General features: G+C 72.1%; 11 protein-coding genes. 5 read left to right on the top strand and 6 right to left on the bottom strand.

Going from position 1 to position 13,922, the window contains the following annotated elements; all coding sequences use genetic code 11:
• Positions 1 to 108 precede the first annotated feature (108 nt).
• Both QSK45_RS21305 and QSK45_RS21300 read left to right on the top strand, forming a co-directional pair.
• On the top strand, positions 109 to 792 hold the full coding sequence (locus QSK45_RS21305; protein WP_285559220.1) for a GDSL-type esterase/lipase family protein: 684 nt from the start codon (positions 109 to 111) through the stop codon (positions 790 to 792).
• 126 nt (positions 793 to 918) lie between these two features.
• On the top strand, positions 919 to 1,911 hold the full coding sequence (locus QSK45_RS21300) for an aldo/keto reductase (RefSeq protein WP_285559218.1): 993 nt from the start codon (positions 919 to 921) through the stop codon (positions 1,909 to 1,911).
• Between the two features lie 159 nt (positions 1,912 to 2,070).
• On the opposite strand, the gene thpR is transcribed toward QSK45_RS21300, so the two are convergent.
• The 3 genes from thpR to QSK45_RS21285 all read right to left on the bottom strand — a co-directional run bounded on the left by thpR (position 2,071) and on the right by QSK45_RS21285 (position 4,777).
• The gene (thpR, locus tag QSK45_RS21295) at positions 2,071 to 2,643 is read right to left on the bottom strand and encodes an RNA 2',3'-cyclic phosphodiesterase (protein ID WP_285559216.1); all 573 of its coding nucleotides are present in this window, start codon (positions 2,641 to 2,643) and stop codon (positions 2,071 to 2,073) included.
• Positions 2,644 to 2,961: 318 nt separating this feature from the next.
• Positions 2,962 to 4,311, bottom strand: coding sequence for an MFS transporter (locus tag QSK45_RS21290; protein WP_285559214.1), 1,350 nt, complete (start codon positions 4,309 to 4,311; stop codon positions 2,962 to 2,964).
• Positions 4,312 to 4,339: 28 nt separating this feature from the next.
• A complete protein-coding gene (locus QSK45_RS21285; protein WP_285559212.1) occupies positions 4,340 to 4,777 on the bottom strand; it encodes a MarR family winged helix-turn-helix transcriptional regulator in 438 nt (145 codons plus the stop codon).
• A 154-nt stretch (positions 4,778 to 4,931) separates the two neighbouring features.
• On the opposite strand from QSK45_RS21285, the gene QSK45_RS21280 reads away from it, so the two are divergent.
• Positions 4,932 to 5,114, top strand: coding sequence for a ribbon-helix-helix protein, CopG family (locus QSK45_RS21280; protein WP_046422192.1), 183 nt, complete (start codon positions 4,932 to 4,934; stop codon positions 5,112 to 5,114).
• Positions 5,115 to 5,145: 31 nt separating this feature from the next.
• On the opposite strand, the gene QSK45_RS21275 is transcribed toward QSK45_RS21280, so the two are convergent.
• A complete protein-coding gene (locus QSK45_RS21275; protein WP_285559208.1) occupies positions 5,146 to 6,594 on the bottom strand; it encodes an NCS2 family permease in 1,449 nt (482 codons plus the stop codon).
• A 182-nt stretch (positions 6,595 to 6,776) separates the two neighbouring features.
• Here QSK45_RS21275 and QSK45_RS21270 point away from each other — a divergent pair, with 182 nt between their 5' ends.
• On the top strand, positions 6,777 to 7,049 hold the full coding sequence (locus QSK45_RS21270) for a DUF2530 domain-containing protein (RefSeq protein WP_285559206.1): 273 nt from the start codon (positions 6,777 to 6,779) through the stop codon (positions 7,047 to 7,049).
• Between the two features lie 79 nt (positions 7,050 to 7,128).
• Complete coding sequence (locus tag QSK45_RS21265; RefSeq protein WP_285559203.1) at positions 7,129 to 9,525, top strand: HAD-IC family P-type ATPase; 2,397 nt, start codon at positions 7,129 to 7,131, stop codon at positions 9,523 to 9,525.
• A 6-nt stretch (positions 9,526 to 9,531) separates the two neighbouring features.
• Here QSK45_RS21265 and QSK45_RS21260 read toward each other — a convergent pair whose 3' ends face one another.
• Positions 9,532 to 10,449, bottom strand: coding sequence for a hypothetical protein (locus QSK45_RS21260; RefSeq protein ID WP_285559201.1), 918 nt, complete (start codon positions 10,447 to 10,449; stop codon positions 9,532 to 9,534).
• Positions 10,450 to 10,566: 117 nt separating this feature from the next.
• Positions 10,567 to 13,782: a sacsin N-terminal ATP-binding-like domain-containing protein gene (locus QSK45_RS21255; RefSeq protein ID WP_285559199.1), complete on the bottom strand. Its 3,216-nt coding sequence runs from the start codon at positions 13,780 to 13,782 to the stop codon at positions 10,567 to 10,569.
• Between the last annotated feature and the right edge of the window lie 140 nt (positions 13,783 to 13,922).

The following is a 13,922-nucleotide window of genomic DNA, read 5'->3' as shown; positions in this document are numbered from 1 at the left end:
CAAGCCTGCCATTCGCGCCGGGTGTTCGCCCTTCGGGTCACCGCGCCCGCGCCTCCGCGTGGCGGGCCTCACATCCCACCCGCGGCACCGATCATCCATGATGATCGGATGCTCAGGTTCATGCCCGTGGGCGACTCCATGACGATCGGGAGCGCGGGCGAACACACATGGCGTTACCGACTGTGGCGGCTCCTTCGCGGTACGTACGACCCCGCCGTCACGCTCGTCGGCCCGCGCGAGACGCTGTACGACAAGCAGACCGACGCCCCGACGTCCCTCGCGTACGCCGACCCCGACTTCCCCCGCGCCCACCTCGCGGGCTGGGGCGAGGGCTGGCTGCACATGGCCCCGCTGATCGGCGACGCGATCAGCGCCTGCCGGCCGGACGTCCTGCTCGTCTCCCTCGGCCTCATCGACCTCGGCTTCTACACCAACGCCGAGCAGACCGCCGGGAACGTCCGCGCCTTCATCGCCGCCGCCCGCGCCGCCGACCCGCGCGTCCGCATGGTCCTGCTACCGGTGATCCCGAACGTCCGCGCCGAGTCCGACGCGCCCTTCGCCGAACAGGTCGGCCTCTTCAACGACCTGCTCGCCAAGGCCGTCGCCGACCTGGACGAGCCGTGCTCCCCCCTCCTGCTGACCTCGCCGCCCGCGTCGTACGACATCCACGTCGACACGTACGACGGCACCCACCCCAACACGAGCGGCGAACACAAGATCGCGGAGGCGTTCGCGGGGGCGATGCGGGAGGCGTGGGGAATCGGGCAGGCGTACGCGGCTGGAACTGCCTGACCGGATTCCGGCGTGTTGCCGTCACCGTGCGGCCAAGTCCCCCGGCCTCACGCCCGGTACGGGCGAGTTCCCTCGCGACTGACCGGTCCTTGCCTTGAGTTCACTCCAAGCCGTTGGCTGGGAGCCATGAAGTACACGCAGCTTGGACGTACGGGACTCAAGGTCAGCCGGCTGGTCCTCGGGACGATGAACTTCGGGCCGCAGACGGACGAAGCCGACAGCCACGCGATCATGGACGCCGCGCTGGACGCGGGCATCAACTTCTTCGACACCGCGAATGTGTACGGGTGGGGGGAGAACAAGGGGCGGACCGAGTCGATCATCGGCAACTGGTTCGCCAAGGGGGGTGACCGTCGCGACAAGGTCGTCATCGCCACCAAGGTCTACGCCAACATGGCCGCCGACGGCGAGGCCTGGCCGAACCACGACAAGCTCTCCGCCCTGAACATACGGCGCGCGGTGGACGCCAGCCTCAGGCGGCTGCGCACGGACCACATCGATCTCTACCAGTTCCATCACATCGACCGGAACACCCCCTTCGACGAGATCTGGCAGGCCGTCGACGCCCTCGTCCAGCAGGGCAAGATCCTCTACGCCGGCTCCTCCAACTTCCCCGGCTACAAGATCGCCCAGGCCAACGAGACCGCCGCCCGCCGCGGCGGCTCCCTCGGCCTCGTCAGCGAGCAGTGCCTGTACAACCTCGCCGAGCGCCGCGCCGAGATGGAGGTCATCCCGGCCGCGCGGGAGTACGGCCTCGGCGTCATCCCCTGGTCCCCGCTGCACGGCGGGCTGCTCGGCGGTGTGATCAAGAAGGAGGTGCAGGGCGGGCGCCGCGCCTCCGGGCGCGCCGCGGACACCCTCGCCGACCCGGCCGCCCGCGCGCGGATCCAGTCCTACGAGGACCTGCTCGACAAGCACGGCCTGGAACCCGGCGAGACGGCCCTGGCCTGGCTCCTCACCCGCCCCGGCGTCACCGGCCCGATCGTCGGCCCGCGCACGGCCGAGCAGCTCCGGTCGGCGCTGCGCGCCGTGGAGCTGGAACTGGGCGACGAGCTGCTGGCCGGTCTGGAAGAGATCTTCCCGGGCCCGGGTCCGTCCCCGGAGGCCTTCGCCTGGTGAGAGAGGTGCGGTGCCCGGGGCGCGGGACCTCACGCCCCGCGCCCCGGGCACACGAACCGGCCGCTACCTGACAGCCGCCGCCACGGCAACGACCACCAACATGAGAACGAGCGCACCGGCCATGATCCGGTTCCGGGTTTTCGGGTCCACACATCGAGCCTAACCGGACGCCGCGCACACCCATCGCCCGACCGCCTCGTACCGCGGCCGCTCCCCCCGGACCCCCGACCCCGGCAGGTTGCTCCGCACCAGCGCCAGCTCGCTCACCCGCCAGCTCCGGCCCGCGAACCCGCGGAGCAGTTCCACGTACGGTCGTACGTCCACCGGCTCCCGGCCGCGCGCCAGCGTGAGGTGGGCCCGGTAGTGGCGGTGCTCCTCCATCCGCAGGCCCGCCTTGCGGCCCGCCGCCTCCGCCCGGTCCGCCAGCAGGCGCAGCGCGGCCACGTCGCCGGACGCGCCGGTCCACAGCGCGCGGCCGCGGCCGAACTGGCCGCCGCCGGACAGGGCCAGCTCGAAGGGGGCGGTGCGCCGGGCCGCACGGGCCAGGCGGGCCGAGAGGTCGGGTACGACGTCGTCGGCGACCTCGCCGTAGAACGCGAGGGTGAAGTGCCAGCCGGGGCGGCCCGTCCAGCGCAGCCCGTCGGCGCCCGGCAGCCGACGCAACCGCTCGACTTCCACGGCCAGTTCGGCGATGGCGTCCTCCGGCGGCAGCACTGCGGCGAAGAGTCTCATGCCCTCACGATCCCAGAGACACCGCCGTGAGGACGGCCGGGCGGAACGACCGCCATGGCGGTCACCGTCCGCGCGGGCGGCCCGGCGGCGCACCCTGGTCCTCACCGTGCCGGACGGCTCCGTGGGGTGGCCGGTGACCCGGGGCCGTACCCGGCGGTGGGGCACCGGGCCCCGGTCGGCGGCCTCCAAGGCCGTGGAGTCGGCCACGGCAGGAACGGCCTCGTCCGCACCGAGGCGCACACCCACGGTGCGGACGAACGGCCGGGACGGGTGCCGGCCCGGCGGGTGGTCGGCACCCCCGGCGACAGCCTGGGGCGCTCACGCCGCCGTCGCGAGCCGCTCCCGCTCCCGCTCCCGCGGCACGAACCGCAGGCGCGGCGCGCCCCGGTGCCAGCCCACCGACAGGCGCAGGCCGCCGATGCGGGCCAGGACCAGGCCGATGACACCGGCCGCGAGCGCGGAGACGACGCCGCCGAGGGCGAAGCCGGCGCGGGCGCCGTAGGTGTCGGTGATCCAGCCGATGATCGGGGCGCCGAGCGGCGTGCCCCCCATGAAGACCATCATGAACAGGGACATCACACGGCCGCGCATGGCCGGGTCGGTGGCCATCTGCACGGTGGTGTTCGCGGTCACGTTGACCGTGAGGCCGCAGATCCCGATCGGCACCATCAGCAGGGCGAACAGCCAGTACGAGGGGGCCAGCGAGGCCACGACCTCCAGCGCCCCGAAGGTGAGCGCGGCGACGATCAGCAGCCGCATCCGGGCCGAGCCGCGGCGGGCGGCCAGCAGGGCGCCGCCGAGGGAGCCCGACGCCATCAGGGTGTTGAGGACGCTGTAGCCGCCGGCGCCCACGTGGAAGACGTTGCCGGCGAAGGCGGACAGCCACACCGGGAAGTTGAAGCCGAAGGTCCCGATGAAGCCGACGAGGACGACGGGCCAGATCAGTTCCGGACGCCCGGCGACGTACTGGAGGCCCTCCCGCAGCTGGCCCTTGGCGCGCGGGGTGCGCTTGACCGGGTACAGCTCGCGGGCGCGCATCAGGAGCAGGCCGGCGATCGGCGCGGCGAAGGACAGGCCGTTGGCGAGGAACGCCCAGCCGGTGCCCACGCCGGTGATCATGAGGCCGGCGACGGCGGGGCCGACGAGGCGCGCGGACTGGAAGTTCGCGGAGTTGAGGCTGACCGCGTTGTGCAGCTGGTCGGGTCCGACCATCTCGGAGACGAAGGACTGCCGGGCGGGGTTGTCGACCACCGTGGCGAGTCCGACGAAGAACGCGGCGAGGTAGACGTGGCCGACCTGGACGTGGCCGGAGAGGGTCAGCGCCGCGAGCGCGAGACCGCTGAGGGCCATCGCGGACTGGGTGACCAGCAGCGCCGGGCGCTTGGGCAGCCGGTCGACGAGGACCCCGCCGTAGAGACCGAACAGGAGCATCGGCAGGAACTGCAGGGCCGTCGTGATGCCGACGGCCGCGGAGGATCCGGTGAGGCTCAGGACGAGCCAGTCCTGGGCGATGCGCTGCATCCAGGTGCCCGTGTTGGAGACGACCTGGCCGAGGAAGAAGAGGCGGTAGTTCCTGACCTTCAGCGAGCTGAACATCGAGGAGGTGCGGGCGGGTGTGGTAGGGGCGGTCGGTGCGGGGGCGGAAAGTGTTCCGGATCCCGTACTCAAAGGGGTTCGCCTCCTTCAGGCTGCTGCTTTACAGGTGTGCGAGCTTTTCCAGCACGGGGGCGGCGGCGCGCAGCTTGGCCCACTCGTCCTCGTCGAGGCCGTCGACGAGGCCCGCCAGGAACGCGTTGCGCTTGCGACGGCTCTCCTCGAGCATCGTCTCGGCCTGCTCGGTCTGGGTGACGACCTTCTGGCGCCGGTCCTCCGGGTGCGGCTCGAGACGGACCAGTCCCTTTGCTTCGAGCAGCGCGACGATGCGGGTCATCGAGGGCGGCTGGACGTGCTCCTTGCGGGCCAGCTCGCCCGGCGTGGCCGAGCCGCAGCGGGACAGGGTGCCGAGCACCGACATCTCGGTGGGGCTCAGCGACTCGTCCACCCGCTGGTGCTTGAGCCGACGGGACAGCCGCATCACGGCGGAGCGAAGGGAGTTCACGGCGGCAGCATCGTCGCCATGGTTCAGGTCCGGCATGTCCTTAGGATAACTCATTACTCTAGCTAAAGACCACCGGGACGCGCCGCGGGCGCCCGTGATGCCCGCCACTGGATCGTTCCATCACCCGTACGAGTGAGTGGATGCCGGAAAGCGACGCGCACGCGGGGTGGCGGTGGCGACCCTCGTAGCCATGGGGACCACTGTGCTCAGCCTGCGGATAGACGGGGAGCTGCTCGAACGGCTCCGGCAGCACGCGGCGAAAAGAGGAATGAGCGTGCAGGACTATGTGGTCCGCACGCTCATTCGTGACGACTTCGACCAGCGGTTCCGGACCGCCGTCGAGGAGACGGAGAGGTTCTACGGCGTCACGTGAGACGCCGCGAAGCCCCGGAGAACCGGAGGGATCAGGTCAGGCCCAGGGCCGGCATCAGGTAGTAGAAGGCGAAGACCGCCGAGACGACGTACATCGCCGCCGGGATCTCCCGGAACCGGCCCGCGGCCAGGCGCAGGACCGTGAAGGTGATGAAGCCCATGCCGATGCCGTTGGTGATCGAGTAGGTGAACGGCATCATCAGCATGGTCACGAACGCCGGGATCGCGATCGTGTAGTCGGCCCAGTCGATCTCCTTGATGGAGTGCGACAGGATCAGGAAGCCGACCGCGACCAGCGCCGGGGTGGCCGCCTGGGACGGCACCATCGTGGCGATCGGGGTGAGGAACAGCGACACGCCGAACAGGGCGCCCGTGACGACGTTCGCGAGACCCGTGCGGGCACCCTCGCCCACGCCTGCCGTGGACTCCACGAAGGCGGTGGTGGCCGAGGAGGAACTCGCACCGCCGGCCGCGACCGCGAGGCCGTCCACGAACAGCACCCGGTTGATGCCCGGCATGTAGCCCTGGGCGTCCGTCAGCTTGGCCTCGTCGCTGATGCCCATGATCGTGCCCATCGCGTCGAAGAAGCACGACAGCAGGACCGTGAAGACGAAGAGGATGCCGGTCAGCACGCCGACCTTGGAGAAGCCGCCGAACAGGCTGACCTGGCCGACCAGGCCGAAGTCCGGGGTGGCGACGGGGTTGCCCGGCCACTTCGGGACCGTCAGGCCCCAGGACGGGATCTTGGCGACCGCGTTGATGATCACCGCGAGGACGGTCATGCCCACGATGGAGACGAGGATGGCGCCCGGCACCTTGCGCACGATCAGGACGAAGGTGAGCAGCGTGCCCAGGATGAAGACCAGCACCGGCCAGCCGAGGAGGTGACCCCCGGTACCGAGCTGGACCGGGACGGTGGTCTGGGCGATGTCCGGGATACGGCTGACGAAGCCGGAGTCGACCAGGCCGATCAGCATGATGAACAGACCGATACCGATCGCGATCGCCTTGCGCAGGCCGAACGGAACGGCGTTCATCACACGCTCACGAAGCCCGGTGGCGACCAGGAGCATGACCACGAAACCGGCCAGGACCACCATGCCCATCGCGTCCGGCCAGGTCATCCGGGGCGCCAGCTGGAGGGCGACGACCGAGTTCACGCCGAGGCCGGCGGCCAGCGCGATCGGCACATTGCCGATGACACCCATCAGCAGCGTGCTGAAGGCGGCCGTCAGCGCGGTCGCCGTCACCAGCTGGGCGTTGTCCAGATGGTGACCATGCATGTCCTTCGCGCTGCTCAGGATGATCGGGTTCAGCACGATGATGTACGCCATCGCGAAGAACGTGGCGAGACCGCCCCGCACCTCCCGTGCGACGGTGCTGCCGCGCTCGGAGATCTTGAAGTAGCGGTCGACGGCGCCGGCGGACGCGCCGTCCGGCTTCTCGGGGGTGGGGACCTTGGCGGGCGCCGAGGTGGACATGCGAGACCTCATCACCAAAGGGTTCCCCCGAGCCCTGTTGGAGTTTCCTACGATTAGAAGCGGTCAAAGACAAACGGTTTCAGTATGAAGGTATGAGTTCTAGATCGCTATCTCCGCGCGTAGACCCTGTCGGGGACTGATCCCTCGATGGCGGGTCCTGATCGCCTCGTAAGCTGTCCGGCATGGCCAAGTGGATCCCCCAGCACGAGGCGCCCGAGCCCCTTGAGGGGCCCGTGGTCGCCACCATCACCGGCGGCACGATCGTCTGGTTCGTCCTGTTCCTCGTCCAGCTGCCCTTCTACGGCTGGTTCCACGACCACGGCCATCTGTGGTGGCTGTGGACCTGCCTGGCTGGCGGTGGGCTCGGGCTGATCGGTATCTGGTACGTGCGCAAGCGGGACGCGGCGATCAAGCGGGCGGCGCGGGAGCGGCCGGAATCCACCCCGGTGGAGTAGCCCCCGGACCCGAACGGTCCCCCGCCGCCGGCGGAAGGCCGGGTGGGCGGCCACGCGAAGGCCACGTACCGTCGGATGCATGAGCCATATGGAGGCCGGCGCCGAACTCGATCCGGTGCACCCGGTGGCCCTGCCCGCCACCCGGGCCGCGGGGCTGACCGACGCCGAGGTCGCGGAACGGCGGGCGCGTGGCCTGGTCAACGACGTACCCGTGCGCAGCAGCCGCTCGCTCGGGGAGATCGTCCGGGCGAACGTGTTCACCCGGTTCAACGCGATCATCGGCGTGCTGTGGGTGATCACCCTGTTCGTCGCGCCGATCCAGGACAGCCTGTTCGGCTTCGTGATCCTCGCCAACACCGGCATCGGCATCGTCCAGGAATGGCGGGCGAAGCAGACCCTGGACTCGCTCGCGGTGATCGGGGAGGCCCGGCCGACCGTGCGCCGGGGCGGCAGAGCCGTCGAGATCGGCACCGACGAGATCGTGCTCGACGACCTCATCGAGATCGGGCCGGGCGACAAGGTCGTCGTGGACGGGGTGTGCGCGGAGGCCGACGGGCTGGAGATCGACGAGTCGCTGCTCACCGGTGAGGCCGACCCGGTGGTCAAGCGGCCCGGGGACCGGGTGATGTCCGGCAGCTTCGTGGTCGCGGGCGGCGGAGCCTTCGCCGCGACCAAGGTCGGCCGGGAGGCCTACGCGGCCCGGCTGGCCGAGGAGGCCTCCCGCTTCACGCTCGTCCACTCCGAGCTGCGCACCGGCATCTCCACGATCCTCAAGTACGTCACCTGGATGATGGTCCCGGCCGCGATCGGCCTGGTCGTCACCCAGCTCGTGGTCAAGAACGACGACCTCAAGGGCGCGGTCGCCCGCACCATCGGCGGAATCGTGCCGATGGTGCCGGAGGGCCTGGTGCTGCTCACCTCCGTGGCCTTCGCGATCGGCGTCATCCGGCTCGGCCGTAAGCAGTGCCTGGTGCAGGAGCTGCCCGCGATCGAGGGCCTCGCCCGCGTCGACACCGTCTGCCTGGACAAGACGGGCACGCTCACCGAGGGCGGCATGGACGTCACCGAGGTGCGCATGCTGAACGGCGCACAGGAGCCGTACGTGCGCAGGGTGCTCGGCGCGCTCGGCGAGTCCGACCCGCGTCCCAACGCCTCCCTCCAGGCGATCATCGACGCCTACCCGGACAACGACGAGTGGCGCTGCGTCGAGTCGCTCCCGTTCTCCTCGGCGCGCAAGTACAGCGGGGCCGCGTTCAGCGAGGGCGACGGGGAGATCAGCACATGGCTGCTGGGCGCCCCGGACGTGCTGCTCGGCGCCGACGATCCGGCGCTCGCCGAGACCGAGCGGCTCAACGAGCAGGGGCTGCGGGTGCTGCTGCTGGCGCGGGCCCGGCGGGACCTGGACGACGCCGCGCCGGCCGAGGGCGCCCGGCCCACCGCCCTGGTCGTCCTCGAACAGCGGCTGCGCCCGGACGCGGCCGACACCCTGCGCTACTTCGCCGAGCAGCGGGTGCAGGCCAAGGTCATCTCGGGCGACAACGCGGTCTCGGTGGGCGCGGTCGCGGCCAAGCTGGGCCTGGACGGAACGGCGACGGACGCGCGGCGGCTGCCCGCGGACAAGGCCGCGATGGCGCGCGCCCTGGACGCGGGCACCGTCTTCGGGCGGGTCACCCCGCAGCAGAAGCGGGACATGGTGGGCGCGCTCCAGTCGCGCGGGCACACGGTGGCGATGACCGGCGACGGCGTGAACGACGTGCTGGCCCTGAAGGACGCCGACATCGGCGTGGCCATGGGCTCGGGTTCGGAGGCCACCCGGGCGGTGGCCCAGATCGTGCTCCTGGACAACAGCTTCGCGAGCCTGCCGTCGGTGGTCGGCGAGGGCCGCCGGGTGATCGGCAACATCACGCGGGTGGCGACGCTGTTCCTGGTGAAGACGGTCTACTCGGTGCTGCTGGCGGTGCTGGTGGTCTGCTGGCAGGTGGAGTATCCCTTCCTGCCCCGCCATCTGACCCTGCTGTCCACGCTCACCATCGGCGTCCCGGCCTTCTTCCTGGCCCTCGCGCCCAACAAGGAGCGGGCGAGACCGCACTTCGTGCGCCAGGTGATGCGGTACTCGATCCCGGGCGGCGTGGTGGCCGGGGTGGCGACCTTCGCGACGTACCTGATCGCCCGCCACTCGTACACCGGTCCCGGCCGGTTGCAGGCGGAGACCAGTGCCGCGACGCTGACCCTGTTCCTGATCTCCATGTGGGTACTGGCGATCATCGCCCGCCCCTACACCTGGTGGCGGGTGACCCTGGTGGCCGCCATGGCCGTGGCCTTCCTGCTGGTGCTCGTCGTGCCGGCGTTGCAGGACTTCTTCGCGCTGCGCCTGGAGGGCCTCGCCGTGCCGTGGACGGCGGTGGCGGTCTCGGTGACGGCGGCGGCCGCCCTGGAGTTCCTGTGGAAGTGGGTCGACCGCCGCTTCCCCGGCTAGCGGGGCTTACTTCACGTCGACGTAGTCACCCGCGGCTGTGGTCGCCGGAGTGGTCGTGGTGCCCGCGAAGGCATAGCGGTAGGAGCCGTCGACCGTGGCCGTGGTCGTGGTCCTCAGGCTGCCCGTGGAGCTGGTCCTGACGGTCTTCAGCGTGGTGTAGGTGCCGGCGCCCTTCTTGCGGAACTGGAGCTTGACCGGCTGGTCGGCGTAGCCGTGGTACTTGCCGTCGTCCCAGTCGGCACGGGCCAGCTTGCCGGTGACGGTGATGGTCTTGCCCTTCTTCACCGGCTCCGGGGCGGCGTCGGTGTTCAGGGTGGCCCAGCGCTGGAGCTTGAAGGAGTTGGTCGGGTCCTTCACGGCCACGCCGACCTTGCTGAGGTCGCCCGGCTTGCTCGGGTCCTGGCCGTTGAAGGCGACGGCGAAGGCGGCGGCCCGCCAGGACCCGGCGTCCTCGCTGAGCAGCTCGGCCGGGTCGACGATCACGGCGGACTTGCAGGTCGCCACCGTCGTGGAGGTGTCCGTGCAGGTCGCGGGGGCGCTGTCGAAGGCGTAGACCGAGTTGTCGAAGGAGCTCCCGCGGTACAGCTCGATGGCCGCGACGAAGTCCCTGGCGTGGATGTCGACCTCGGCGCCGTGGGTCAGCGTGAAGGAGACGGGCACGTTGACCGGCTTGGTGGTACCGACGGAGATGTTCTTGCCGTTGTTCACCTTCACGGCGGAGAAGGTGGCGTTCAGCTGGTAGGGCGTGCCGGAGGCGGCGACGGAGGAGGTCCCACGGCCCGGGTGGTGGGCGGCGCGGGCGACCTCGCTCACGGAGTTCTCCGCGCGCACCCGCTCCTGCCCGGCGGCGTGCGCCGCGGGCAGGGCGAGGGCGGAGAGGGCCAGGGCGCCGGAGACGGCGGCCACGGTGGCACGAATACGCATGTGCGGTTCCCCTGCGTGCGTAGTGAATGGGGAGTCGGGTGACTCCGCAGGGTCAGACGGCGCGTTCGGGGAATCGGTTGTGTGGGAGTTGAGGATTTCGTAAGAACAGTCTGAAGATCAGTCGAACCAGCGGTCCCGCGCCAGTTCCTCCGTCCGGGACGGGTCCTCCAGCAGGGCCGCGACCTCGAAGCGGCGCGGCCACTGCCGCGCCGCCCAGGCGAGCCCCGCGGCGACGCCCTCCAGGGTGGCGGCGTGCAGCACGCCGTCGTCGGTCAGCCGCCAGTCGATCTCCACGCCGTCCACGACGAGTTCGTCGTGCTCGACGTACGTCTCGGGCGTGCGCGGGCCGAGGAGGACCCGCACCGAATCCGGTACGTCGTGCTCGGCGCCCTCGGAGTGCACCTCGCCGGTGACGGACTCGCTGAGCCGCCGCACCTGGAACAGCTCGGCCAGCTCGGCCGCGCGGGAGGGCCGTACGGGAAGCAGGGGGGTGCCGGAGGTGAAGGGCAGCAGGTCCGGGGAGTCGACGACCACGGCGTCGGCGGCGTCCACGACCGTCACCCGGCCGTCGACCACGGCCCGCAGGTCCTCCGGCAGCGTGACCTGCTCCGGGTCGAGGTCGGCCAACGCGGTGTACAGGCCGTGCAGTTGGGTGGCGCTGACCTGGCGGTCCGGGTCGGCGAGGCGGTCCAGGAGTTCGGCGGCGCCGCCGGGCTCGTCCAGGAGGGCACCGACCGAGGTCCGGACGCCGAGCGCGCGCAGTACCTGCTCGTCCTCGAACCCGGTGGCGTCGGCCTCGTCGTACAGCCCGCGCAGCAGCGGATCGCCGCCGGCCGCGAGGAGGCCCGCAGGGCGCCGGCCGTCCAGCACCGGGTGCCCGCGCAGCCACCACGCGGTGTACGGGCGGACGACCTCGTGGGTGCCGTCGGGCAACAGGACGCGCACCGGCTGGGTGAGGGCGTCGCGCAGCGGCGGGCGGGCGAGCAGGGCGAGGGCCTCGGGCCAGTGGTCGTCGTCCACGAGGTCGAGGTCACGGACGGCGACGAGTTCGGTGGCGACCGGAGGCACGGGGCTGTCCGGGAAGCGGTCGAGGACGTCCTCGCTCCACACGTCCACGGCGTCCAGCAGCCCGGCGTCGTCCGGTTCCGCGAAGTCGCCCTCGCGGGGCTCCAGTTCGTCGGGGTCGAGGACGACGTCGGTGGCGCGCACCAGCGCGAAGCCGGCGAGCACCCCGCAGGCGGTCAGCGGCTGTTCGCCCCACTTCTCGACCAGCTCGTGGTCCACCGCCGCCAGCTCGTCCTCACGGATCACCCGGGCGAAGGGGCTGCCGGGGAACACCAGCTCTCCGGCGGGCGCGAGTTCGCCGTCCTCGTCGGGCAGCGCGAGGGCGCCGAGCCAGGGCTCGTCACCGGGCTCCAGGCCCGCGTCCCGCACCAGCCCGAGGACGGTGTCGGCGAGTTCCTCGGCGTCCAGGGCGTCCTCCTCCCAGCCGAGGGCGCCGCCCTCGTCCAGGGAGGCGGCGACCGCGGCCCGCACCTGGGGGGTGGTGAGCACCGCGCGCGGGGTGGCGGGCAGCGCGCCCAGCTTCTCCAGCAGCGGATGGACGGCGTCCTCGTGCGCGACCTTCAGGCCGAGCCGGCCGAGCACGTCCGCGTCGACGCGGGCGCCGTCGGGGGTGGGCAGCAGCACCTGGCGGGGACCGATGGTGGTCCGCGCCGCCCCGGTGCCGAATGCCCGGGAGGTACCCCCGGCGAGGGGCACGGGCAGCCCGGACAGCCGGTCCGTGTCCACCCCGGCGAGGCTGTCGTAGAGCCGCCACCACCAGCCGGGCTCCTTCTCCAGGCCCGCGAGCCGGTCGATGGCGTCGGCGAGCGGGAGCCGGGCGACACCGAGGGTGCGCAGCTCGGCGCGGCGCTCCAGACCTGCGGGCAGCAGCGTGGGCAGCACCTCGGCGAGCACCCGCACGGTGTCCGCGCCGGCGCCCTCCACGATCTCCGCGTCCCTCGGCCGGATGGCCTGCGGCAACTCGTCCTCGCCGCCCTCGCCGGGCAGGGCGGGCGGCAGGAAGGCCGTGCGCGGCAGCCGGTCGAGCAGCGCCTGGCGCAGGGCGCCGTCCAGCTCGCCCTTGCCCAGCGGCCCCGGCACGAGGTCGACGGCGGCCTCCGTCACCGGGCGCCACTCGGCGAGCAACTCGGTGTACGCGTCGGCCGCGCGCTGCACCAGGAAGTCGGTGAGCGGTCCCGGGGCGGTGTGCCGGCGGGTGGTGTCGAGGGGGAAGGAGGCGATGAGGAGGGCGGGGACGCCGAGGGGTTCGTCGCTGGGGGTCGGGGCGTGCACGACGGGGGCGGTGCGGGGGCGCAGGGGACGCCCGTTCTCGTCCTCCGGCACGGCCCACGTCACGGACCAGTGGGGCCGCAGCCGCTCCTCCACCGGCCGGTCGGCGAGCAGCTCCTGGGCGAGCGGCCCGTGCGCGGAGGCGGTACGCCACCGGGTGGTGCCCTCCCGCGAGTCCTCCACGACGGTGACGGCGCCCTCGGTGCGCCGGCGCAGGATGCGGGGCGCGGCGTCGCCGACCTCGATGACCACCTCCTCGAGACCGGGGAGGGTGAGCAGGAGGGCGTCGTCCACGGCGTCGAGCAGCCGCTCGGCGAGGTCGGCGGCGGCCGCGTCGCGCAGGGGCAGGATGACGGCGGTGTCGTACGGGTCGGGGGCGGTGCCCTCGGCGGCGAAGGGCAGCCGGAGCAGCGGGACGTGGCCCTCGCGGCGCCGGATCTCGTCGCCGAGGCCGGGGCTGTGCCGGGCGGTGTCGGCGGCCAGCGCGCGCGCTTCGGTGAGGGACCAGCGGACGCCGCCGTGCCGGCCGACGAGAGCGGGCTCGTCCGTGACGGAGAGTACGGCGGCGAAACCGACGCCGAAGCGGCCGACGGCGGCGCCCGGGGAGTCGGCCTCGCGCTTGGCGGAGGCGCGCAGGGTGGACAGCGACTCGACGCCGGTCGCGTCCAGGGGGGCGCCGGTGTTGGCGGCGACCAGGACGCCGTCGCGAAGGGTGACGCGGAGCCGGCCCGGGACGTGGGCGCGGGCGGCGGCGTCGGCGGCGTTCTGCGCCAGCTCGATCACCAGGCGGTCCCGGTAGCCGCCCAGCACGAGGTCCTCCTCGGCGTTGGCGTCCTCACGGAACCTCGCGGGGCTGGTGGCCCAGGCGTCGAGAACACCGCGACGCAGCCGGGCCGTCCCGAAGGGATCGGCACCCTCGGCCGCCGGCCGCACGTACTTGCTGCTCACGTTCACACTCCTCGTCGACGTGAGGAAGAAGGTACAGCGCGGGGACGACATCGCCGCCTCTCGGCCGGACTGAGGAGGGCGGGGACCTCCTCGGGGGCCTGCGGGACATGCGCACCGGCAGGCACGGGCAGCGCGCCGGTCGGGCGGCGGCGGGGGCCGGCCGACTCGGCGCGGAGGGTGCGGCGGTCTCG

Source organism: Streptomyces hygroscopicus subsp. hygroscopicus (assembly GCF_030269125.1).
GTDB lineage: Bacteria > Actinomycetota > Actinomycetes > Streptomycetales > Streptomycetaceae > Streptomyces > Streptomyces hygroscopicus_C.
This window is presented reverse-complemented; position numbering and strand designations above follow the sequence as displayed.